This is a genomic window from Arthrobacter sp. MDT2-3 (assembly GCF_059090465.1).
In genome coordinates this window covers 148609-169911 of sequence record NZ_JBNHFS010000001.1, presented here as the reverse complement: position 1 = coordinate 169911, position 21303 = coordinate 148609, and the positions used below count along the sequence as shown (strand labels likewise).

21 protein-coding genes are annotated in these 21303 nt (G+C 65.0%); 9 read left to right on the top strand and 12 right to left on the bottom strand.

The genetic code is table 11. The annotated features are described in order from the left end of the window. Window positions 1–603: 603 nt before the first annotated feature. Window positions 604–1986, top strand: a complete 1383-nt coding sequence (gene dnaB, locus AC5RUQ_RS00800; protein WP_163165060.1) for a replicative DNA helicase — start codon at window positions 604–606, stop codon at window positions 1984–1986. Window positions 1987–2041: 55 nt separating this feature from the next. Here dnaB and AC5RUQ_RS00795 read toward each other — a convergent pair whose 3' ends face one another. From AC5RUQ_RS00795 to AC5RUQ_RS00785, 3 genes are all read right to left on the bottom strand, one after another. Beyond that, window positions 2042–3013, bottom strand: a complete 972-nt coding sequence (locus AC5RUQ_RS00795; protein ID WP_493945526.1) for an acyl-CoA thioesterase — start codon at window positions 3011–3013, stop codon at window positions 2042–2044. A gap of 128 nt (window positions 3014–3141) precedes the next feature. Beyond that, a complete protein-coding gene (locus tag AC5RUQ_RS00790) occupies window positions 3142–7542 on the bottom strand; it encodes a rhamnogalacturonan lyase family protein (RefSeq protein ID WP_493945525.1) in 4401 nt (1466 codons plus the stop codon). 386 nt (window positions 7543–7928) lie between these two features. After that, window positions 7929–8363, bottom strand: a complete 435-nt coding sequence (locus AC5RUQ_RS00785; RefSeq protein ID WP_493945524.1) for a DoxX family protein — start codon at window positions 8361–8363, stop codon at window positions 7929–7931. Between the two features lie 108 nt (window positions 8364–8471). Here AC5RUQ_RS00785 and AC5RUQ_RS00780 point away from each other — a divergent pair, with 108 nt between their 5' ends. From AC5RUQ_RS00780 to AC5RUQ_RS00770, 3 genes are all read left to right on the top strand, one after another. After that, window positions 8472–9824 carry an MATE family efflux transporter gene (locus AC5RUQ_RS00780; RefSeq protein ID WP_493945523.1) on the top strand — a complete coding sequence of 451 codons (1353 nt, stop codon included), beginning with the start codon at window positions 8472–8474 and terminating at the stop codon, window positions 9822–9824. Window positions 9825–9849: 25 nt separating this feature from the next. Continuing rightward, window positions 9850–10440 carry a hypothetical protein gene (locus AC5RUQ_RS00775; RefSeq protein WP_493945521.1) on the top strand — a complete coding sequence of 197 codons (591 nt, stop codon included), beginning with the start codon at window positions 9850–9852 and terminating at the stop codon, window positions 10438–10440. 106 nt (window positions 10441–10546) lie between these two features. Beyond that, entirely contained in the window at window positions 10547–10903 is a 357-nt protein-coding gene (locus tag AC5RUQ_RS00770) for a hypothetical protein (protein ID WP_493945520.1), read from the top strand. A gap of 4 nt (window positions 10904–10907) precedes the next feature. On the opposite strand, the gene AC5RUQ_RS00765 is transcribed toward AC5RUQ_RS00770, so the two are convergent. After that, a complete protein-coding gene (locus AC5RUQ_RS00765; RefSeq protein WP_493945518.1) occupies window positions 10908–11453 on the bottom strand; it encodes a CGNR zinc finger domain-containing protein in 546 nt (181 codons plus the stop codon). A gap of 71 nt (window positions 11454–11524) precedes the next feature. On the opposite strand from AC5RUQ_RS00765, the gene AC5RUQ_RS00760 reads away from it, so the two are divergent. After that, on the top strand, window positions 11525–12571 hold the full coding sequence (locus AC5RUQ_RS00760; protein ID WP_493945516.1) for an EamA family transporter: 1047 nt from the start codon (window positions 11525–11527) through the stop codon (window positions 12569–12571). Between the two features lie 130 nt (window positions 12572–12701). On the opposite strand, the gene AC5RUQ_RS00755 is transcribed toward AC5RUQ_RS00760, so the two are convergent. Continuing rightward, complete coding sequence (locus AC5RUQ_RS00755) at window positions 12702–12965, bottom strand: WXG100 family type VII secretion target (RefSeq protein WP_493945514.1); 264 nt, start codon at window positions 12963–12965, stop codon at window positions 12702–12704. A gap of 214 nt (window positions 12966–13179) precedes the next feature. On the opposite strand from AC5RUQ_RS00755, the gene AC5RUQ_RS00750 reads away from it, so the two are divergent. Next, a complete protein-coding gene (locus AC5RUQ_RS00750; RefSeq protein ID WP_079598081.1) occupies window positions 13180–13452 on the top strand; it encodes a DUF2277 domain-containing protein in 273 nt (90 codons plus the stop codon). A gap of 24 nt (window positions 13453–13476) precedes the next feature. Here the strand turns inward: AC5RUQ_RS00750 and AC5RUQ_RS00745 are convergent, their stop codons facing one another. The 6 genes from AC5RUQ_RS00745 to AC5RUQ_RS00720 form a co-directional block, all read right to left on the bottom strand. After that, entirely contained in the window at window positions 13477–15789 is a 2313-nt protein-coding gene (locus AC5RUQ_RS00745) for a heavy metal translocating P-type ATPase (RefSeq protein WP_493945513.1), read from the bottom strand. Window positions 15790–15809: 20 nt separating this feature from the next. Continuing rightward, the gene (locus tag AC5RUQ_RS00740; protein WP_493945511.1) at window positions 15810–16049 is read right to left on the bottom strand and encodes a heavy-metal-associated domain-containing protein; all 240 of its coding nucleotides are present in this window, start codon (window positions 16047–16049) and stop codon (window positions 15810–15812) included. Between the two features lie 66 nt (window positions 16050–16115). Beyond that, entirely contained in the window at window positions 16116–16478 is a 363-nt protein-coding gene (locus tag AC5RUQ_RS00735) for a metal-sensitive transcriptional regulator (RefSeq protein WP_493945509.1), read from the bottom strand. A 284-nt stretch (window positions 16479–16762) separates the two neighbouring features. After that, window positions 16763–17278 (bottom strand): universal stress protein, encoded by a 516-nt coding sequence (locus AC5RUQ_RS00730; RefSeq protein WP_493945508.1) that lies wholly within the window; start codon window positions 17276–17278, stop codon window positions 16763–16765. Between the two features lie 56 nt (window positions 17279–17334). Then, window positions 17335–18078: a class F sortase gene (locus tag AC5RUQ_RS00725; RefSeq protein ID WP_493945507.1), complete on the bottom strand. Its 744-nt coding sequence runs from the start codon at window positions 18076–18078 to the stop codon at window positions 17335–17337. A 103-nt stretch (window positions 18079–18181) separates the two neighbouring features. Further along, window positions 18182–18910: a hypothetical protein gene (locus tag AC5RUQ_RS00720; RefSeq protein WP_493945505.1), complete on the bottom strand. Its 729-nt coding sequence runs from the start codon at window positions 18908–18910 to the stop codon at window positions 18182–18184. A gap of 283 nt (window positions 18911–19193) precedes the next feature. Between AC5RUQ_RS00720 and AC5RUQ_RS00715 the strand changes: the two genes are divergently transcribed. From AC5RUQ_RS00715 to AC5RUQ_RS00705, 3 genes are all read left to right on the top strand, one after another. Continuing rightward, window positions 19194–19394 carry a hypothetical protein gene (locus AC5RUQ_RS00715; protein WP_493945504.1) on the top strand — a complete coding sequence of 67 codons (201 nt, stop codon included), beginning with the start codon at window positions 19194–19196 and terminating at the stop codon, window positions 19392–19394. A 62-nt stretch (window positions 19395–19456) separates the two neighbouring features. Next, on the top strand, window positions 19457–20563 hold the full coding sequence (locus tag AC5RUQ_RS00710; RefSeq protein ID WP_493945503.1) for a WD40/YVTN/BNR-like repeat-containing protein: 1107 nt from the start codon (window positions 19457–19459) through the stop codon (window positions 20561–20563). A 37-nt stretch (window positions 20564–20600) separates the two neighbouring features. Further along, window positions 20601–20921, top strand: a complete 321-nt coding sequence (locus AC5RUQ_RS00705; protein ID WP_493946368.1) for a MoaD/ThiS family protein — start codon at window positions 20601–20603, stop codon at window positions 20919–20921. Between the two features lie 109 nt (window positions 20922–21030). On the opposite strand, the gene AC5RUQ_RS00700 is transcribed toward AC5RUQ_RS00705, so the two are convergent. Beyond that, window positions 21031–21267, bottom strand: a complete 237-nt coding sequence (locus tag AC5RUQ_RS00700; protein WP_163165091.1) for a hypothetical protein — start codon at window positions 21265–21267, stop codon at window positions 21031–21033. Between the last annotated feature and the right edge of the window lie 36 nt (window positions 21268–21303).

Below are 21303 nucleotides of genomic sequence, written 5' to 3'. Positions count from 1 at the left end.
AGGGGGCCGGGTCAAATCGGCAGGGCGGAATATGATGATTGCCACAAGGCCGCCGGCGGTATCAGCTGGCGGCTCCCCGGGCGTCTCTCGTTGCCGGGGTCCGCGGTGCAGGCTGTGGATGAAATTCCCCGAAAGAAATATTTACTCCACATGCTGCCAAAGACGTTTCCGCAGGTCAGCCGCACAAGCAGTTTTAAAGTTTTTTTGTTTCCACAGCTTTCCCCACAGGCTGTGCACAAGCTATGCCCGGTACTGCACAGGTTATCCACAACCCCTCCCGCATGCTGGCTTGGAGGCTGAACTCCTGGCGGCTAGCGTAGCGGGGTGCCTGTTCTTCGGTGCCCGCTACGGCTTTCAAAAGGGCTATGAAACGGTACAGGGCGGGACCGCTGCAACCTGCAGGGGCGGCCAAATGTGGAAAACCTGTGGATAGTGGGGATAACTCCGGCAAAAGCCCGCACACCCGCGGGTTGCGCAGGATTGTCAGACCCAGCCGGTAAACCTGGACAGGTGGTGGAGCGCAGCTTGGGCGGCGCAACGCCTTTAGCAGGATGGTTAGCCACCGGGCACTTCGGTCCCCGGTACACATGGAGGACGGCAGCTTTGTCAGTAGCGCATTTGGATCCGATCGAGGCCACCCGCGGATCGGACGTGAGCCGGAAGCCACCGCAGGACATCCCCGCCGAACAGTCGGTCCTTGGCGGAATGATGTTGTCCAAGGACGCCATTGCCGACGTCGTGGAAATCCTCCGCGGCCAGGATTTCTACCGGCCGGCACATGAAACCATCTATGAAGCCATCATCGACCTCTACGGCCGGGGTGAGCCGGCCGACGCCGTCACAGTCTCCGATGAGCTCACAAAGCGCGCCGAGATCAACCGGATCGGCGGCCCCGCCTACCTGCATGAGCTGATCCAGACCGTTCCAACTGCAGCCAACGCGGGCTATTACGCAGAGATCGTTGCCGAACGGGCGGTCCTCCGGCGCCTGGTTAATGCCGGCACCAAGATCGTGCAGCTGGGCTACGGCTCGGACGGCGAGGTGGAGGACCTGGTGAACCAGGCCCAGGCCGAGGTCTATGCCGTGGCCGAGCGGCGCACCGCTGAGGATTACGTGGTGCTCAAGGACGTGATGGAGTCCACTGTGGACGAGATCGAGGCGTCCGGCCACCGCGGCGAGGGAATGACCGGTGTGCCAACCGGTTTCTACGAACTTGATGAGCTCACGCACGGCCTCCACCCAGGCCAGATGATTGTTATCGCAGCGAGGCCCGCAGTTGGTAAGTCCACCTTCGCCCTGGACTTTGCCCGGTCCGCCGCCATCAAGAACAACCTGGCTACTGTGATGTTTTCCCTCGAAATGGGCCGCAACGAGATCGCCATGCGCCTGCTCTCAGCCGAAGCCACCATTGGCCTGCAGGATCTCCGCAAGGGAACCATCAAGGATGAGCAGTGGTCCAAGATCGCCACCACGATGGGCCGGATGAATGACGCTCCGCTGTTTATCGATGACAGTCCCAACATGTCCCTGATGGAAATCCGTGCCAAGTGCCGGCGGCTGAAGCAGCAGCACGATCTTAAGCTTGTCATCCTCGACTACCTGCAGCTGATGAGCTCCGGCAAAAAGGTGGAGTCGCGCCAGCAGGAAGTTTCGGAATTCTCCCGCGCCCTGAAGCTGCTGGCCAAGGAACTCCAGGTCCCGGTTATCGCCCTGTCCCAGCTGAACCGTGGATCCGAGCAGCGCCAGGACAAGCGCCCCATGGTTTCCGACCTCCGTGAATCCGGCTCCATTGAGCAGGACGCGGACATGGTGATCCTGCTCCACCGCGAGGACGTTTACGACAAGGAATCACCGCGCGCGGGTGAGGCCGACATCCTGGTGGCCAAGCACCGTAACGGCCCCACCAAGGACATTGTGGTGGCCTTCCAGGGCCACTACTCCCGCTTCGCCAACATGGCGGCCGACGCCGGCGGCGGAGGCTTCTAGGGCCGGCGCTCCCTCGCGGGGGCGGGCCATCCAGCGGACTTTCGGGCGCTGGTCTTCAGCCCTGCGCCAGCAGATGGTTCGGCAGCCGGTTTCCCGGCGCTGTGCCCCTGATTTCCAGCAGTTCGCGGGCGTGGGCGTGGAGCCTCCTGTCCTCTTCGCTAACGGGCACCCAAGGTGGGACGGGCACGGAGTTGCCGTCGGCGTCGCGCGCCACCATCACGGTGAGGCAATAGGTGGTGAGGTTCAGTTCGCCGTCCTTGGGATCGCCGGAGCGGACGTGGACGGCGATGTGCATGCCCTTCGTTCCGGTGTATACCAGGCGGGCTTCCACCTCGACCACATGGCCGATCAGCAGCGGGCGGTAGAACCGGACCCCGCCGGAGAATACGGCCACGGTGTCCATCCCGCAGTACCGGGACGCACAGACGTAGGCGGCTTCGTCAATCCACTTCATCACGATGCCGCCGTGGACTTTTCCGCCCCAGTTCACATCCGTGGGTGCGGCCATAAACCGCAGCGTAACCCGCTCGGCAGTGCCCGCATCCGTATATTCCTGCCGGTTCATGGCTTCGACGATCTGCTCGCGGATCCTAATGCGGGCAAGGGCGTGGTCCCGCTGCTCGATTTCTTCAGCCGTGCCAGGCTCGAACTGCTTCACCGGTATAGGCTTTCCGTCCTCGCCGACGGCCACAAAGATCACCATGCACTGGCTGCGCATGGTGGCCGGGCCGCCCTTGGGATCCCCCGAGGACACTACGGTCCGGATGTGCATGGATGAGCGTCCGGTGTAGACGATGGTCGCTTCCACTTCCACCATGTCTCCGCTGTTCACGGGGTCGGCGAAGTGGATGTTCCCCACATAGGCCGTCACGCAGTAGGACTTTGCCCACCCCACGGCCGCAGCGTAGGCAGCCTTGTCCACCCACTCGAGGACGGTTCCGGCGTCTACAGAACCGCTGTGGCCCACGTCCATGGGGGCGGCCAGGAAGCGGAGGGTCACGGAGTTGGGAGTACCGGTCTCAGTCATGGTGCGATCTTACTGAAGCCACCGGTTACCCATGGGTCGGGCATGCAACATACGAGCCAACAGCAACGCCCCGCCCGCCGAAGGGCGGACGGGGCGCAGCTTGGTCAGCTCAGTGCGACCGCGGCAACTTAACCGGCACGGGTGTACACAATGTCCGGCTGGGCAGGCAGCTCCATGCCTTCTCCGATGAAGAAGCCGGGGTGCGGCGGCTGGTTGTAGGCGATGTTCTCGCGCGCAACCGAGAGCCGGTACACCGGATCATGCATCAAGGTACGGAGCCGGACATCCGTGGCTGCGGAGGTGGTGTAGATCCGCAGCTCCGTACTGTCGGCCGAAGGCCACGCCAGTTCCTCCCGCCAGTCACCCAGGAGATCCGCCTGGATGGCAGGGTTCCCCTTGGTGCTGTTGTTGGTCTTGGCACCGGTTGCTGTCAGCAGCCTGTCGCTGGCTTCCGTTTCCCAGTTCCACTTACCGATGCTGGGGGTCCCCGAGTTGGTGGCGGCGTTCCAGTCATGGTCGACAATTTCGCGCAGCAGGTCGCCGTCCCACCAGGCCAGGAAGTTGGCTGCCGGGATGTTGTTGGCAATCAGCTGGCCCTTGGCTGAGCGGAGCTCACCGACGGGGGAGTTCCAGGCGGCGTCGCCGCCGATGGCCCAGCCTTCTGCACCCGCATGGCGGGGGTCGATGTCTCCGGCTGCAGCGCGTCCGGTGTCCTTGGTGGCCGGAATGCTCCACAGCACTTCACCTGTCCGTGAGTCCCGGAATGTCGCACCCTTGTTGCCGCTGGAACCCATGTCCTCGTGGGCGGCGAAGGTTTCCAGCCCCGGGCGGGACGGATCGAGGTCGCTCGTGTGGATGGCGTCGCCGTGGCCGAGGCCTGTGTTGTACAGCGGCTTGCCGTTATCGTCGATCGTCATGGACCCGAAGACAAACTCGTCCTTGCCGTCGGCATCAACGTCAGCGACGGACAGGTTGTGGTTGCCCTGGCCGCGGTACTGCGCGCCGGCAGAGTCCGAATCGAAGACCCAGCGTTTCACGATCTTGCCGCCCACCAGGTCGTACGTAGCGAGCACGGCACGGGTGTAATAGCCGCGGCTGAACATCATGGACGGGTGCTCGCCGTCGAGGTACGCAACGGCCCCAAGGAACCGGTCAACGCGGTTGCCGTAGGTGTCGCCCCAGGCCCCCACGTCGCCGTGGGGAGGATCGTACTTCACCGTGTCCATCACGGTGCCGGTGGCGCCGTGGAACACGGTCAGGAATTCATCGCCGGTTAGCACGTAGCCGGTGCTGTTGCGGTGGTCTGCGCTGGGGTTGCCAATCGCTGTGCCGGCCGCGTCCCGGGTGCCGTCGGCCGTCTTCATGGCCACCTCAGCCTTGCCGTCGCCGTCGAAGTCATAGGCGAGGAGCTGGGTGTAGTGGGCGCCGGCACGGATGTTCGGCCCCATGTTGATGCGCCAGAGCCTGGTGCCGTCCATCCTGTAGGCGTCCACGTAGACAGTGCCGGTGTAGCCCGCCTGCGAGTTGTCCTTGGAATTCGACGGTGCCCACATTTGGATGACTTCGTAGGTCCCGTCACCATCCAGGTCCGCCACGCTGGAGTCACCGGCGGAGTAGCTGTAGGGCTGGCCGTCCTTGGTGTAGTCGTCGGCGGGCTTGTCGAGCTTGATGGACAGGTAGTCCTGGGCAAGCGGCGTGAACTCGGCGGTGAGCTGGTCCCCGCCGTTGCCCACGGTCTTGATGACGTACCTGGAGGATGCTGTTCCAGCGGGATCCAGGTAGGTGGTGCTGCTGCGGATCGGCTCGTCCGTGAGCTGGACGCCGTCCCGGATCACATGGAAACCGATTTGCTCAGGGTCCAGGCCCAGCATGCGCCAGCCCACCCGCACGCCGTCACTGGTCAGCACGGCCACGGGGGCGCGGTCCAACTGCTCCATTTGCCGGTTCACCACGGTGACCTTTTCCGTTCCCACCACGGGGGAGGGCACGGATTCGCCCCCCTTGTTCACGGTGGTAACGCGGTAGTAGTACTTGATGGTGGTCAGCACGGTGTAGTCGGTGTAGTTCGCCTCGGTGGCACGGCCCACGTAGTCAAAGGGGCCGTCGGGTGAGGTGGACCGGTAGACCTGGTACGCGGCAGCGCCGGAGACTTTCTGCCACTTGAGCGTGACACTGGTCTTCTCGACGGCCTTCACGTCCACCTTGCCGGTGGCCGCCGGGACTGGTGTATTGGGATCCACCAGGGCGGTCTCCACAGTGTTGGAGGGCACCGATTCAAGGCCCGTGCTGTCCAGCGCAGTGACGAAGTACTTGTACTTCAGGCCGGCGAAAGCAGTGGTGTCCTGGAAGGACGCTGCCGTCACGTTTTCGGCGATCAGCTGTGGCTGGGCCTCAAAGGATGCCTGGCGGAACACCTTGTACGCGGCGGCGTCTGCCACAGCATCCCAGGCGAGGTCCACGGTAGGCGGTTCTGCAGCGGCGTTCACCGCAGCCGTGTGGAGGTTGGTGGGACCAACCAGCAGCGGCGTAACCTCCAGGCCGTTGAGCCGCTGGCCCGAGCCGCTGATGGACAGGTTGAGCTGTCCATCGGAGACCAGGACCTGGTTGATGATCTTGGTTGCCGAGGATGCCCGGCTGGAAGACACCTGGCCGAAGGGAGTGCCCTCGGCGGCGACGTCCGTCCGCGTGGAGCCGATCCAGTCGCTGTGGTAGGTCTTCAGGGCGTACGTGCCGTTGGGAACGTCGAGCTGGAATTCGAAGCTGGAGCCGCTGAGGACGAAGTCGCGCAGCAGGTTGCTGGTCACCGCTCCCCGGTCCCGGTCGCTGAGCACCGAGATGTCCTTGAAGCCGAAGCCCCGCTCGGGGGTGTAGGCCATGGTCCGGTTGACTTCGGTGTAGCCGGCTTCAAGCGGCGCCCCTACGGGTCCAAAGTCGAACTTGTATTTTGCCTGCTTGGTGGTCACGCTGAGGGTGTCGCTGGGTTCGGAAAGACCCTTGCCGTTCATGGCGGCGACCCGGACGTTGTAGGCGGTACCTTCGGCCAGCCCGCCCAGGTTGGCGGTGGGGACAGTTGAAGTGGTGGTGAGCTTGTAGGCGCTGTCCGGCTCGGAGGCCAGCTTGCGGTACACCTTGTAGATGTCCGCGCCCCCGACGGGCTGCCACTTCAGGAGTGCCCCGGCGTTGGAGACGCTGCCCGCCACCAGTCCCTGCGGCTTGGCAGGAACCGACGACGGCGGCGCGGCCTCTTTGACTCGGGAGGCCAGCGGAACGTTGAGCTCCTTGACCCCGCCGGCCACCAGGCGTGCGATCTGGATGGCGCCGTATTCCTGGAAGTGGGTGTTGTCCACCGTGCCGGTGGGGCGGTTGGGGTAGACGCCGGCGTCGACGTGGAGGAAGACGGACTTGGTGTCCTCCGGGCCGATGGCGTCGTAGTATGCGCGGCTCGAGGCGGAGAGGTCAACCAGGGCCACGTTTTCCTCAGCGGCCAATTCCTGCATCTTGGCCACGTACTCGGGGAAGCTGACCCGGAACTTGCCGGTGGCTTCGTCGTAGTCCCGGCGTCCCACAGGGGTGACCAGGACGGGTGTGGCGCCGCGCTGGCGGGCGCCGTTGACGTAGGTCCGGAGGTATTCCTTGTAGTCGGCGGGGGAGGCATAGCGGTCATCGACGCCGACGGTGGCATCGTTGTGGCCGAACTGGACCATCAGGTAGTCGCCGGGGTTGATGACGCGCAGGATTTCGTCCAGCCGTCCCTGACTGATGAAGTTCTTGGAGCTCCGGCCGCCGATGGCGTGGTTCTTGAAGGTGACGCTGTCGTCGAAATACCGGTCGATCATCTGGCCCCAGCCCGCTTGGGGAGCGAAACCCGGGTCGTAGGTCTGCACGGTGGAGTCACCCGCGAGATAGACGCCGGGGTCAGTGGTGGCGGTGCGCGGAGCGCGGGCCGCGATGACCAGGGAGTTGATCTTGGCCGCAGTACCGGTGAAGTCCAGGTTGAGCTGGCCATCCACCAGCGAGATGGGGAATTCCATTTCCAGGTACTGGCCGGCGGGCTTGTCCGTTGCCTGGACCTTGGCTATTTTCTCGGCCGTGATGGCGATGTTGGTGGCTTCGGCTGCGTCACCGGCGATCAGCTTGACCGTGTAATCCCCATTGGGCAGGTCCACCAGGAACGAACTCCCCTGGGCCTGGACAAAGTCGGACCGCAACGGGTCGCCCGTTCCGCGGTCCACGCCGGAGGTGACGGCGGTGTCGGTGAAGCCGAACTTGATGCCGGCCGAATACTGGGTGCCGGCGGCTACGGCCGTGTAGCCGTCCGCGGTGGTGCCGGGGCCAAAGTCGAATTTGAAGCCGCTTCCCACCGGGGGCAGGGCGGTATCCGCCTGGGCTGCCGGAAGCCCGGTGAAAGCGATGGCAGCGGAGGCCACGGCGGCTGTGACTGCTTTCGCTCCGGCCGGGAGCCTGCGCTGGCGCGGTGGCGGAGCTTCCTTGAAAAGTGGAGGCATTTGCGGGGGTGTGTTCACGGACATCTCCTTCGATGAGCGATGGTAAAGCGGTACCCAGGAAGGTTGGAACGATTCAAAGCAGGATCGTGCTGCGGTTGGCAGCGCATTTCAAGCTATGGGGTTGCCGGAGGTGGCCGGCAATGGGGCTGAGACCTGGGATGAAGTGGTGCAGCTCTCACTGCAGCACTCATTGGTTTATCAGCCGCACCAGCAGTCTGGCAAGCGTTTTCCGAACTTTCCCGTGAGTTTCTGGTGCCGGATGTTCCGGTTTGTTCCCAGTGCCCCGCGCTGCAGGCATCAGTAAGTGGCATGCCGGCCGTGCAGCTCCGGCAATTAAACGCGCGACGGCGGATGCGCACCGAGTGCCCCTCCGCCGTCGCTCTTTTCCGGCTTAAGCCGGACGTCGTTGGTTAGGCCAGAACGGCCAGCTTTGAGTTGCTTCGGCCAAAGACGGCGCGGTCCACGGAGAGGCGGCCGGCACCGGTGAGGGCCAGGGCGAAGGCTGCTGCCGCGAAAAGCAGGACCAGTTCGTAGCCGCCGTTCGCGGCGAAAACGCCGGCAGGGGCGTGGACCAGGAACAGGGCGCCCAGCATGTCCAGGGCCAGGAGTGCTGCAACCACGCGGGTGAGAATGCCAAGGATCAGGGCGATTCCGCCGGCCAGTTCCAGTACGGCGATGGCCGGCGCAGCAATTTCCGCCGCCGGGACTCCCATCTTGGCAAATGACGCCTGGGTGCCTGCGATGGTCCATTCGTTAAACTTCTGCCAGCCGTGGGCTGCAAAGAGGAAGCCGAGGACAATCCGGAGGGCTGTAATGGCGGTCGTGGTAAGTCGTGACTGGTTCATAGGACTTAAGTCTTCCTGCTAATACTTGAAGAGTCAACCAATTCCGTCACAATGTGGTGCTTGTCATGCTCTCGTGGCCATACGCGTAAGGCGCATTAGGCTGGCTGAGTGCCCCAATTACCTGCCCCGACGGCGGCCGCGCGACCGAAGGGACACGGCCGCGAAATCCTCCGACTGGCTGTGCCGGCTTTCGGTGCGCTCGTCGCCGAACCCCTGTTCCTGCTGGCTGATTCGGCCATTGTGGGCCACCTTGGCGTGGCGCAGCTCGCGGGGGTGGGGCTGGCGTCGGCCGTGCTGCATACCGCCGTCGGCCTGATGGTTTTCCTGGCCTATTCCACGACTCCCGCCGTGGCCCGCGCCATCGGAGACGGCCAGCTGGGCAAGGCCCTGGCGGCCGGGCGCGACGGCGTCTGGCTGGCACTGCTGCTCGGGACCGTCGTCGCCGTGGCCGGCTTCCTGGCCGCAGACCCGTTGATCGGACTGCTGGGGGCGGAGGGCGAGGTGCGCACTTTCGCCGTTGATTACCTCCGCTGGTCCATGCCGGGGCTGGTGGCCATGCTGCTCATTTTTGCCGGCACCGGGCTGCTCCGCGGCCTGCAGGACACCCGGACGCCGCTGGTGGTGGCCACCGCCGGGTTCGCCCTGAACATCATCCTGAACCTGTGGCTGGTCTACGGCCTGGGCTGGTCCGTCACGGGTTCCGCCGTGGGTACCAGCCTGGCGCAATGGGCCATGGCCGCCGTCTACCTGATGATGGTGAAGCGGAATGCCCAGCGGAACGGCGTCAGCCTCCTGCCGAGCTGGCGTGGGATTCGGAGCATGACGCGCGTTGGGTCCTGGCTGATGCTGCGCACGCTCAGCCTGCGTGTGGCCATCCTGGCGACAGTGGTGGTGGTGACCGCGCAGGGGCCGGTCAACCTTGCGGCCCATCAACTGGCCATGACCATCTTTTCCTTCCTCGCCTTCGCCCTGGACGCCCTCGCCATCGCCGCGCAGGCGCTGATTGGTAAGGAGCTAGGCGCCGCCAACCCTGCAAAGGCACGGCTCCTGACCAGGACCATGACCCGATGGGGACTCGGCTTCGGAGCGGTCACCGGCGTGCTCCTCGCCGCGGCCGCACCGTGGGCTGGCTCCCTCTTCACCTCGGATCCTGACGTTCAGCGAGTCCTGGCCATCGCCCTGTGGATCCTTGCCGCCGGCCAGCCCATGGCCGGTTATGTCTTTGTCCTCGACGGGGTGTTGATTGGCGCCGGTGATGCCAAATACCTGGCACTCGCCGGGGTGGTTAATCTCGCCGCGTACGCGCCGCTGTTGATCGCTGTAGGCCTGTCAGGTGCGGGAGGCGCGGCAGGTCTGGGCTGGCTGTGGGCAGCCTTTGCCCTGGGCTACATGGCGGCGCGGGCCCTCACGCTCGGCGCCCGGGCGCGGTCAGACCATTGGATGGTGCTGGGTTCGCCGTAGGGCGGTGCCCCACTAAACTGGACCGGTGACCCAACCGAGAACACCCGCAGGTACTGCTTCCGGAACGGCTCCCACGGGCGAGCTGTGGAAGCCGGTGCTGCTCCGTTCCGCAGCGGCGCTGGTTTTTGGGGCTGTGACCATTTTCTGGGCGGCGCCGTCTGTGGAAGTTATGGGCTGGTCGGGCGGGCTCTACCTGCTGGCCACCGGGCTGCTGCTGATGTGGGGTATTCCGGCAACCGGCTTCCAGCGGGACAGCAGGACGGGCAAAGTGCTTTCCGCCGCCGGTTCCGTGCTTGCCGGCGCGGGGTTTGCGCTGATAGTGCTGCACGGGGACCTGCTGTTTGGCGTGGTTGCCGCCCTGGGCCTGGGCGTAGCGGGAGCTCTGGAGCTGTATTGCGGGCTGGCATTCCGCGGCCGGCACGTGCTGGCCCGGGACTGGATTGCCTCGGGAATTATTGGCCTCGGCACGGCCGTTATCCTGCCCTTTTTCATCAGCCTCGGGGCGCATGCACTGCTGGGCGTTGCCGGCGGCGGGGCCATCATCTCCGGCGTACTCTGGGCCCTTGCCGGGCTGACCATCCGGCACGATGCCCGCACTGAAGCGGGAAACCCGTAAACTAGGAGATGTCCGGGGTTCTACTTAGCGTAGAAGATAGCCGGGCGTACTACCGAAAGACATTAACCCAGGCTGGCCGGCGCGCCGCCTGCAGGGAGGAATCAACGTGGCAGACCAGCAACCAGGACATCCGCGCAAGGTGCGGACCTCGGTGAAGGGCCCGCTGATGTTCTCCGCATTCTGGGCCGCGATCGCCTTCGTCGCCGTCGTGATTTTCGCCTCCGGCGGCAGTGCGCGTGCCCCCCGCTTCGACCTGGCCTTCACCGCTGCCGGTATTGCCTTTATTGTCACCCTGGTGATTGCCGCGATGCTCTCCATGAGCCACAAGGACAACGCCGATTACCTGGGCAAAGGGTCGGGCGTGAACCTCAGCTCGGCTCCGAAGAAATCCCATGGCTTCGGTGCCCCGGGCCCGCAGGACCCGGCATCCCCTGACAAGTCCGGCGACCCGGGCCCCCGCTAGGCACCTAACTTGTTGCCGCCTGGCGTGCCCGGTATGCGGCAACGTGGGCACGGTTGGCGCAGTTCCCGGTATCGCAGTACCGCTTTGAGCGGTTCCTGCTGAGGTCCAGCACCGCAGCATCGCAATCCTCTGACTCGCAGATCCGCATCCGGTCCATCTCCTTCCCGCGGATCACGTCTGCCAGGGCCATGGCCGCTTCCGTGCTCATGCGGTCCACCAGCGGGGCCTCGGGAGTGGTGGCATGAAGGTGCCAGTCCCAGTCGTCGTGCTTCACCAACTGCGGCAGGGCCCTGGCTTCCCGTAGCAGGCGGTTGACCGTCTCCACGGCGGAGTCTTCGTCCGCGGTCCACAGCGCCGCAAGCTGTTGGCGCAGTCGGCGCACGCTCGCCAGCTCGTCGTCATCCCAAGTGCGCGACCCGCTGAATCCTTCCGCTGCCAGGAAGCGGTCCAGGTCCTCTGTGGATGCCAGTCCCTCGCTTCCGTTGGCCGCCGAATTGACCAAATTCACCACGCTGCGCAGAGCCACCTCAGTGTCAGGGGCAAAAACCATCTTGACTCCTTACAGTGCTCTCCCGTACTGTCATGACCATAACCCCACTTTACTCCTGACAGGAGGCCACGATGTCTGCCGCAAGCGACCACACCCCCGGCCTGAGGGTGCCCGCAGACAAACGCAGCTTCCTCGCCTCCGGCCTTGGCATTGCGCTTTTCTCGTCTGCTGTCTTTGGCCTCTCCGGGTCCTTTGCCAAAGCCTTGCTGGAAACAGGATGGTCGCCGGGAGCTGCGGTCACCGCGCGGCTCACCGGGGCTGCCCTGATCCTCGCCATTCCTGCGGTTCCCGCGTTGCGCGGCCGCTGGCACCAGCTCCGGGACAACTGGGTCACCATCCTGCTCTTCGGCCTCATCGGGGTTGCAGCCTGCCAGTTGTTTTACTTCAACGCCGTTGCCCGGCTTTCCGTGGGCGTGGCACTCCTGCTCGAGTACCTCGCACCGGTGATCATTGTGCTCTGGCTGTGGGCGGCCAGCCGGAAGCGGCCACGGGTGCTGACCTTCGGAGGAACATTGCTTTCCCTCGCCGGCCTGGTCCTGGTCCTGGACCTCACGGGCGCGGTGAAGATCGACCTTGTGGGGGTCTTCTGGGGCATGGCAGCGGCAGTGTGCCTTGCCATCTACTTCTTCATCACCGCGAAGGAGAACGACTCGCTGCCGCCCATCGTCCTGGCGTCCGGCGGACTCCTGGTGGGGGCTGGCGTCATGTGGCTGGCGGCGGCCACTGGCCTGCTGCCCATGGCCTTCAGCACGGCCGACACCAAACTCGGCCCATGGGTGACTCCCTGGTGGGTTTCGCTGGCCGGGCTGGTGGTCCTGGCCACAGTGCTGGCGTACGTGTCCGGCATTATGGCCGCCCGGGCCCTGGGCTCGAAGGTGGCGTCTTTCGTGTCGCTGACCGAGGTCCTCTTTGCCGTGGTGTGGGCGTGGCTGCTGCTGGGCGAACTGCCGGGCGCCATCCAGCTCCTGGGCGGCGCGCTGATCGTGGGCGGCGTCATCCTGGTCCGGCTCGACGAACTGCGCGCCCCCGCACCGGTGTCGGCCACGACCGGCGGGCCGGAAGCACCCAAGGTGGCGTCCCCGCTGGAACACGCGAACGACGTCGAACCCGTGCCTTAGGCGTGCCTGTCGCCTGGGTTACTGTCGCCTGAACAACCCCGATTCTTAAATGCCAGGGCCCGGACACTCTCGAAAGTGTCCGGGCCCTGGCAGTGCTTCGGCTCCTTCGGGAACCTGCACTGCTGCGGGACTAGCGCGAAGCCTGGTCCTGCTCTTCGGCGTTGCGCCTGGCCTTGTCGCCGGCTTCCTTGAGTGCTTCCGCCACCTTGGTCAGCATGGTGGTGTGGGTTCCGGACCACTCGTTGCGGAACTTGTCAGCGTCGGGGCCCTCCCAGTTGGTGCTGCTCAGGACTTTGGTGAGAGTGGACTTCTGCGCCTCGATCTCGGACGCACCTGCCTGAAGCTTGCTGCCCAGCTGACGAAGCTGCTGAACGTCTGCACCCCAAATAGCCATCAGTTTCTCCTTGTACGAAAAGTGGATCCGAATAAGGTCGGCATCCCCAGCGGCCTCCCGGCTCATCCGGAAGATCCATTGCCTCAAACCTACCCCGGCCCTGAAAACAGTGTCGATGGGCACCCCTGCCCATGCCGCGGCCCCCGTGGACGCGGGCGGGTAAACCCTGCGGGGAGGGGTCGATCACAGGCGCTCCAGAGCCTAGCATGGCTGTATGTGCCGGAATATCCGAACCCTTCACAACTTCGAGCCGCACGCAACGTCGGAGGAGGTACACGCCGCAGCGTTGCAGTATGTGCGCAAAGTCAGCGGAAGCACCAAGCCGTCCAAGGCCAACCAGGAAGCCTTTGAGGAGGCGGTCCACGAGATTGCCCACATCACCCAGCATCTCCTGGACTCGCTGGTGTCACAGGCTCCGCCCAAGGACCGGGAGACGGAGGCCGCCAAAGCCAAGGCACGTGCCGCAGTGCGCTACGGCGCGGCCTGAGGCCTCGGCTTCAGGGCCTGGGCCCTACGCCTTCGTTCCGAAGCTCCGCAGCCGCAGCGAGTTCGCAACCACCAGGACCGAACTCGCCGCCATCGCGGCGCCAGCGATCATCGGGTTGAGAAGCCCCAAGGCCGCTATCGGGATGCCCACGGCGTTGTAGAAGAACGCCCAGAACAGGTTGGTTTTGATCGTCGCCAGCGTCTTGCGGGACAGTTCGATGGCCTGCACCACCTGGGAGAGGTCGTTGCCCATCACGGTGAGGTCCGCAGCCTCGATGGCAACGTCGGTGCCGGATCCCATGGCGATGCCAAGGTCAGCCTGGGCAAGCGCAGCAGCATCGTTGACGCCGTCGCCGGCCATGGCCACGGTAGCGCCGCTGGCCTGCAGCGCGCGCACCACCTCCACCTTGCCCTCGGGCAGGACGCCTGCGTAGACATCTGCGGGATCGATGCCGACGGCGGCGGCCACCTGGGCAGCTACGGCGGCGTTGTCACCGGTCAGCAGAATGGGCCGCAGGCCCAAGGACTTCATCCGTCCGACGGCGGCTGCAGAGCCGTCCTTGATGGTGTCCCGGAGGTTGATGATGCCCGCAGCAGTACCGTCCACGGCGAGCCAAATGGCGGTGGCACCGGCAGCTTCTGCCGCTGCAAGCAGCTTCAGTTGTTCCGCAGTTATGGCGATGCCGTTTTCCTGCAGCCAGCCGGTACGCCCGGCGGTCACCAGCCGGCCCTCGACGGCTCCCGTGACGCCGCCGCCCGGGGCGGAACGGAAGTTGTGCACGGATGGCAACCGCGCGCCGTCGGCCGCTGTTTGTATGGCTCTCTTCGCCTCCTGGGCAACTGCCGCTGCGGCGATGGCCCGGGCGATAGGGTGCTCGGACGCCGCTTCCACAGCGCCGGCCAGCCGCAGTACCTCATGCTCCTCAAACCCGCCGAAAGCGAGCGTGGAGTCAACTGCCAGCATTCCGGTGGTGACGGTGCCGGTCTTGTCCAAAAGGATGGTATCCACGGTGCGCGTGTCCTCCAGGACCTGCGGGCCCTTGATCAGGATGCCCAACTGCGCGCCCCTGCCGGTCCCTGTCAGCAGGCCGACCGGCGTGGCCAACCCCAGCGCGCACGGGCAGGCGATCACCAGGACGGCGACGGCCGCGATAAAAGCCGAACGCAGTCCTCCGCCTTCCGCACCTGCGAAGAGCAGCCAGAGCACAAAGGTGAAAGCGGCGATTGCCAGGACCACCGGAACAAACACAGCGCTGATCCGGTCCGCGAGGCGGGCAATGGGAGCCTTGCCGCTCTGCGCCTGGGACACAAGCCGCGCCATCTGCGCGAGCGTGGTCTCCGAACCCACCCGCGTGGCCCTGACCAGCAGGCGGCCGGAGGTACTGATGGTTGCGCCGGTGACCCGGCTGTCCGGGCCCACCTCCACCGGTACTGATTCGCCGGTGACCAGTGAGGCGTCCACGGCCGACGTTCCTTCGATCACCACGCCGTCGGTGGCGATCTTCTCGCCGGGCCGGACTACCAGGACATCGCCTACCTGGAGCCGGTCGGCAGGGGTCCGGTGTTCGGTGCCATTGCGGAGAACGGTGGCGTCTTTTGCGCCGAGGCTGAGGAGGGCGTGCAGGGCGTCGCCGGCCTTTTGCTTGGCGTTGGCTTCCAGGTAGCGCCCAAGAAGCAGGAACGTGGTGACCACCGCCGCGACCTCGAAGTAAAGGCCGCCCTGTTCCATACCCTCCATGCCAGGGTGCTGGGTCATCAGGGGATCCGAGAACAGCTGCCAGGCCGAGAAAAGGTATGCCGCCGCAACGCCGATCGATACCAGGGTGTCCATTGTTGAGGCGAAGTGGCGGGCGTTGATGGCCGCTGCCCGGTGAAACGGCCACGCCGACCATGTGACCACCGGCAGGGAAAGTACCGCCGCCACCCAACCCCACTGCGGGAACTGGAACGCAGGGACCATGGAAATCAGGAACACCGGCACGGTAAAGGCGGCGGCGAGGATCAGGCGCGGGCGAAGCAGGGACGCGGCACCAGTTGCACCATCATCGGTCATCCTGACCCCGCCGGCGATGGGTTCGTCCTCCACCATCGGAGCGGCCTGGTGGACCTTCGCCTTGTAGCCTGCCGCGTTGACGGTTTCTACCAGCTGTTCATCGGTGATTCCTGCCGGCACTGTGACGTGGGCGGATTCCAGGGGCAGGTTGACCAGGGCATGTACGCCGTTGAGCTTGCCGAGCTTCTTTTCCACCCGGTTGACGCAGGAGGCGCAGGTCATGCCCTTGATATCGAGTTCCACCACCCTGGTTTCGGGCTGGTGGAGAAGTTCCTGGTTACTCATGCGGCTCCCCGGTTGGTGAATCAGGCTTCGTTGGCGACGACCAGGTAACCGGCCTCCGCTACGGCTTCGCCGATTTCCGAAGGTGACAGATCATTGCTGGAGGTGATGGTGACGGTGGAAATGCCGCCGGCGTTGAGCTCGACGTCCACCGCCTCTACTCCCGCGAGGGCTTCAAGTTCCTCGCTCACGGCCGAGACGCAGTGCCCGCAGGTCATTCCGGAGACGCTGACGGTTGTGGTGGTGGGAGAAGTGGTGCTCATGTGCTGCTCCTTGTTGTTGGGAAGGGGTTGATGATGGCGCCCGGCGGCATCCGGGAAGGTGGGCTGCTACCGCAGGAGCCGGCCGATGGCGTCGGCGGCTTCCTTGACCTTGGCATCGATGGCTTCTGCGCGCAGCTCGGGGTTCGGTTCAGAGGCCGCACCAACCACGCAGTGGCCGATGTGCTCTTCGACGAGTCCCAGACTGACCGCGTGCAGCGCCTTGGTAACAGCGGAGACCTGGGTGAGGATGTCGATGCAGTACTTGTCCTCATCCACCATGCGCGCGATTCCCCGCACTTGGCCTTCGATGCGTTTGAGCCGGCGGAGATAGGCATCCTTGTTCCCGGTATAGCCGTGCTCCGGCGCCACCTGTTCTGGGGTCACCTGGTCAGCCGTGGGCTCTGTGACTGCTTCATCGGGTGCGCTCATGCATCCACCGTATACCCCTTGGGGGTATCCCTGCAAGTACCCGTCGGGGGTATCGCCTGCCGCCGGTGACAGCAGTTTTGGGCAACAAAAAGCTCCGGAGTGCGTTATTGGGGGATACGCACTCCGGAGCAGCTTTTGGGCAAACCAAGCTTCCACGTCTGTGGAACCGGCCTGCTTGAATCAGCTTACTGGCTGGTAGTCCACTACGCCAGCATCCGGAATAACTACTTTCGCTTTACTTTCCTTGCCGTAATTTCGGCGCATTTGCGAGGTCTTTTCGCAGCTCAAGGCCGGTCCTCGTGGGCAGCCCTCCGGTACGGGACGATGAGTACGGGCCTGCTCTGATGGCGGGTGAGCCAGGCACCTACCGACCCACTGAGTGCCTCCGCCAGGCGGTGGGAGAGTCCCCGCTCAGAGGTTCCCACAATGATCATCGGCGCGTTGGTTTCCGCTGCTAGTTGGGCGAGGGCGCGGGCAGGGTCCCCCGTCAGGGTCTCAAGGGTCCATTCCGCAGCCGCCGTGCCAGGCGGTACTTGGGCCACCGCAGCTTCGATCGCAGCCTTAAGCTCCATCGTCACGCCGCCGATGTTCTCAGCATCAGCGTCCGGGTGGAGCGAGAGCCGGTGGGCGGACCGGGCGGGGTCCCATTCCACCAGGTAGCTTGCCTCGTCCACGTAGGCACAAAGCAAGCGGGTACCCAGTTTCGCAGCGAGGCCGGCGGCGGTTTGCAGGACCTCCGGATGCTGCCCGGGGGCCACGCCCACCAGCAGTGGAGAAGTACCGCGCAGGTGTTCTGACATAGTTTATTCTCGGCCTCCTTGGACCCTCTTGAACAGCGGCATTCGGGCAGGGAACTTCAGCCGGTGGCAGGCGAAGCCGTGACCACCACGTTTTTGCCCCAGGGATCTTCGGTAAAGCAGCTGATCAGGACCAGCCGGTTGGGCACGATGTCCCAGATGGGACTGTCTTTCAGGTTGGACTTCAGGTACGTCGTCACACTGGCCACTTCATAGGCAATCGTGCCGGTTGTGGTGTCCACCTCGAACCGATCACCCACGGCTGCCGCTGAACTCAGATGGTTGAAGGGTGCCTCCGCGCCCTCCCAGCTATGGCCAATCACGTACGTGGTGTTGGCCGAGCCGTGTCCCGGGGTGCCGAACGGGGTCAGCCAGTAACCGTCCTTGGTGGCAGGCGGCACGATTGTTTGGCTGGCATGTGCGGAGTCGTCCAGCTCCAGCGCATGCACGGCCACATCGAAAGCGGCCGACGCGTAGCGGATCCGCACCGGTTGCGCCGTTGCAGGAAGGGCAGGAGCCGCAGCTTCCTGTGCAGGTGAATCGGCGGGGATTGATCTCCACCCTTCCGGTGTGCCCGTTACGGCCATCGGCGCCGGTTCCCCGGAATTGATGATGGAGGGGGTTGATTCGGTCACCGTCCCGCTTCTTAGGGCAGAGGGTTGCGCCTGATGGAACAGGGGGGCACCGAAAGTGATGAGCAAAAAGGCCAGGACTCCGCACAGGAGAATGGCCAGGTCGCCGCGGTTCCAACGCCTCCGCCTGCGCGGTTTTCGGTCCGCGTGCCTGCTGCGTTCCTTTAACATGCTGCTCCTCACCGCTGGTAACGGGGTAGGAAGGAAGGCGCCCCGCCGGGCACTGGCGGAACGCCTTCCTTGTCAGGTGGCCGTGGCTGCGGCCTGACTGGCGTCAGTCGGCCAGGCGTGCGGTGTGGGACTTGTGCCGGAACATTACTGCCGCTCCCGCTGCAAACAGTGCACCCAGGCCGGCCAGCCAGGAGGGTGCGCCGTCGGAGCCGCCGACGGCGGTCTGGGCGTTGTACCCCTGGTTGGTTCCCAGACTTGTGGTAGCAGCTGGCGCCGTGGCCGCCCGCTGTGGAGCAGCGGCCCTCGGCTGAGCTGCCGCCGGCTGTTCGGGCACGACGACGGCCGCTGCGGGAGGCGCGACGGCCGCCGGTGGGACCACAGTGGACTGCTCAACCACAGGTGTAACAACCTGCGGCTCGACGACGGGCTGGTTAACACCACCTGGGTTTTCGACGGGCGAGTTGTCCACGGGTGGGACCACGACCGTCGGGTTATCCACGGGTGGGACGATGACCGTCGGGTTGTCCACGGGTGGGACGACGACCGTCGGGACCTTGCACCCATTGGCGTGGGTGGCGCTCCCAGCGGCCCAGTTCTGCCCCTCTTCCATGCCGTCATGGGGCGGAATGATGTCCGCCGGGTGAATGTCATGGCCGTTCAGCCCCGGGAGGGCAACCATGCTCTCGGTGAAGTGCCCGGAGTTGGAGCCCGATCCTGCGTGGCAGATGACAATCTTGTCGTCGTCGTCGGATCCGCGGTCCGCTACCGCCGGAGCCGCGACGGCAAATGCCGCCAGGCCCAGCACCCCCAACGTTGTGATGGCTCGTTTCATGATGTCTCCCCAGTTCTCGATGTGAAACGGACCATGATGAGGAGGACCAGCGAATGCGCCGAATGCCCCAGCAGCACGGTCAGCTTGCGTGAGTTTTCAGGCTAGGGCGGACCATTGTTGCCGGTCGCGAGTAGGGGGTACTCGTCTTTCGGGGGCTCCCGGCGGACCGGTTACTTGCCGGTACCCGGAAAAATCGACGCACCACTCGGTGCAGCAGCAATACCTTGTAGCCGGCGTTGACCGCGCCTACCGTTTAAGCAGGCGACGAAAGGGCGTGGAGGGCATGGAAATTTTCATGTGGTGGCTTGACTTGGACCTTGCGAGCAAGGAATGGCTGCGGGAGAACCTTCGGGCCGAGGAGCTTCCGCTTCCCGTGCTCCAAGGTATCGCGGAGGCAGGTGGACCCCATCCTGAAAACCCCGCGGCTGCCCTGACCGCGGCCGATTGGGACTTCATCGAAACCCAGTCGGAGTTCGTGGACTAGCAAAGCCAGGCTTTCGGCGATACACAAGAAAACCGTTGCGGGCTGTCCGGGGCGGTGGTTGCATGGGGGGCATGACAACCGCAGAGAGTTTTGTCTTAGCGATCGGCACCAAAAAGGGCCTGTGGCTCGCAACCAGCCAGGACAGGCGCGAGTGGTCCTTCACTGGCCCGCACTTCCTGATGAGCGAGATTCCGAGCATTGGAATCGACACCCGGAACGGCCGCACACGGATCATGGTCGGTGTCCGGAATGAGCATTGGGGGCCAACAGTTGCCCACTCGGATGACCTTGGCGCTACGTGGTCTGAGCCTGAACAGGGTGCCATCAGGTTCCCGGAGGACACTGGCGCCGCACTGGAGCGGATCTGGCAGATCTATCCGGACACCGAGTCCCGCCCAGGCGTCGTTTGGGCAGGGGCCGAGCCCATCTCGGTCTGGAAATCCACGGACGGCGGCGAACATTTCGAACTTAACCGCGGCCTGTGGGACCACCCCCACCGCAGTGAATGGGGCGCCGGCTACGGCGGCGCCGCCGCCCACTCCATCGTGGTCCACCCCGCCCGCGAAACCGTGCACGTCGCCATGAGCACCGGCGGCGTTTACCGCTCGCTCGACGGCGGCGGCTCCTGGGAGGCGCGCAACCGGGGCATCTCGGCCTACTTCATGCCGGACCCCAACCCGGAGTTTGGCCAGTGCGTGCACAAGATCGCCGCGGATGCCGCCGTCGACGGCCGCCTCTATGCCCAAAACCATCACGGCGTCTACCGCACGGATGACAACGCGGAGACCTGGAACTCCATCGCAGAGGGCCTGCCCGCCGACTTCGGATTCGTGATGCTGACCCACCCCCGGCGGGAAGGTACGGCCTGGGTTGTCCCGCTGAAGGCCGACGGCGAGCGTATCCCGCCCAACGGCGAGCTGGCAGTTCATCGGACGGACGACGCCGGCGGTTCCTGGAAGCGGCTCAGCAACGGGCTGCCAACCGGCGAGTACAACAGTGTCCTGCGGGACGCCGCCTCCGTGGACACCGCGGAGCCGGCCGGCGTTTATTTCGGCACCCGCGGGGGCACCGTATACGCCAGTGCGGACGAGGGGGAGACGTTTACCGAGGTGGCAGCCCATCTGCCTGACGTGCTGTGCGTGCGGGCGGCAGTGGTTGCCGGTGCCTGACAGCACACGGCCGGGCAGCGCGCCGGCCCACGGCACGATGGCACCGGCTGGTGACAGGGGGCAGGCCGCAACGCCCAGTATTGCCGTGGTTCTTCCCAGCGTCCTTCAGCCCCTGGCCCGCGGGCAGTCCATCCTGACTGCGCCCGCCGATGGGCCTTTAACGGTTGCGGAACTGCTGGATGCCATTACCGCCGACTATGCCGTGCTCGCCAGACGGCTCCGTGACGAGACGGGAGCGTTGCGGCGCTTCGTGAATGTCTATGTGGACGGTGACGAGGTGCGTCGGCTGCAGGGACTGGAGACCGAAGTGTCACCCGGACAGGAGGTGCTGGTTATCCAGTCAGTGGCCGGAGGCTGACGCGCCGCCTTTTCGGGCGTGGTGCTTGGCGGGCGGGCAGTCCTTACTGACTACACCCGCCCTCGCGGAGCTATCTGCCGGGGAAGGCACAAGGGAACAAGAGCATGGGTCAAGCGATCCGCCACACGCTGCATTCGTCGGTATTGACGGCTTTCCGCAGCCCGGTGATCCGGTCCAGGATCCATACCACGCCGATTCCGGGCGCTGTTTCCTGCACACTGCCGCGGCGGATCACTACGTCATCGTAGGAAGGGCCCACCGAGAGCCGGGCTTCAATCTCATCACCGCGGTGGAGCTGGTCCAGGGCGCGGACTCTGGTTACATTGGCTGCTGCTTTCTTCAACATGGCGGGGCCTCCTGGCTGGAGCTGGTGCCGGCTCTT

What these genes read in the sequence shown, in the direction of transcription:
- AC5RUQ_RS00740 (WP_493945511.1), bottom strand. Translation starts at nt 16,049, where the DNA reads ATGAGCACCACTTCTCCCACCACCACAACCGTCAGCGTCTCCGGAATG.
- AC5RUQ_RS00720 (WP_493945505.1), bottom strand. Translation starts at nt 18,910, where the DNA reads ATGAAACGAGCCATCACAACGTTGGGGGTGCTGGGCCTGGCGGCATTT.
- AC5RUQ_RS00795 (WP_493945526.1), bottom strand. Translation starts at nt 3,013, where the DNA reads ATGACTGAGACCGGTACTCCCAACTCCGTGACCCTCCGCTTCCTGGCC.
- AC5RUQ_RS00790 (WP_493945525.1), bottom strand. Translation starts at nt 7,542, where the DNA reads ATGTCCGTGAACACACCCCCGCAAATGCCTCCACTTTTCAAGGAAGCT.
- AC5RUQ_RS00715 (WP_493945504.1), top strand. Translation starts at nt 19,194, where the DNA reads ATGGAAATTTTCATGTGGTGGCTTGACTTGGACCTTGCGAGCAAGGAA.
- AC5RUQ_RS00755 (WP_493945514.1), bottom strand. Translation starts at nt 12,965, where the DNA reads ATGGCTATTTGGGGTGCAGACGTTCAGCAGCTTCGTCAGCTGGGCAGC.
- AC5RUQ_RS00745 (WP_493945513.1), bottom strand. Translation starts at nt 15,789, where the DNA reads ATGAGTAACCAGGAACTTCTCCACCAGCCCGAAACCAGGGTGGTGGAA.
- AC5RUQ_RS00710 (WP_493945503.1), top strand. Translation starts at nt 19,457, where the DNA reads ATGGGGGGCATGACAACCGCAGAGAGTTTTGTCTTAGCGATCGGCACC.
- AC5RUQ_RS00765 (WP_493945518.1), bottom strand. Translation starts at nt 11,453, where the DNA reads ATGGTTTTTGCCCCTGACACTGAGGTGGCTCTGCGCAGCGTGGTGAAT.
- AC5RUQ_RS00730 (WP_493945508.1), bottom strand. Translation starts at nt 17,278, where the DNA reads ATGTCAGAACACCTGCGCGGTACTTCTCCACTGCTGGTGGGCGTGGCC.
- AC5RUQ_RS00725 (WP_493945507.1), bottom strand. Translation starts at nt 18,078, where the DNA reads ATGTTAAAGGAACGCAGCAGGCACGCGGACCGAAAACCGCGCAGGCGG.
- AC5RUQ_RS00735 (WP_493945509.1), bottom strand. Translation starts at nt 16,478, where the DNA reads ATGAGCGCACCCGATGAAGCAGTCACAGAGCCCACGGCTGACCAGGTG.
- AC5RUQ_RS00785 (WP_493945524.1), bottom strand. Translation starts at nt 8,363, where the DNA reads ATGAACCAGTCACGACTTACCACGACCGCCATTACAGCCCTCCGGATT.
- AC5RUQ_RS00700 (WP_163165091.1), bottom strand. Translation starts at nt 21,267, where the DNA reads ATGTTGAAGAAAGCAGCAGCCAATGTAACCAGAGTCCGCGCCCTGGAC.
- AC5RUQ_RS00750 (WP_079598081.1), top strand. Translation starts at nt 13,180, where the DNA reads ATGTGCCGGAATATCCGAACCCTTCACAACTTCGAGCCGCACGCAACG.
- AC5RUQ_RS00760 (WP_493945516.1), top strand. Translation starts at nt 11,525, where the DNA reads ATGTCTGCCGCAAGCGACCACACCCCCGGCCTGAGGGTGCCCGCAGAC.
- AC5RUQ_RS00705 (WP_493946368.1), top strand. Translation starts at nt 20,601, where the DNA reads ATGGCACCGGCTGGTGACAGGGGGCAGGCCGCAACGCCCAGTATTGCC.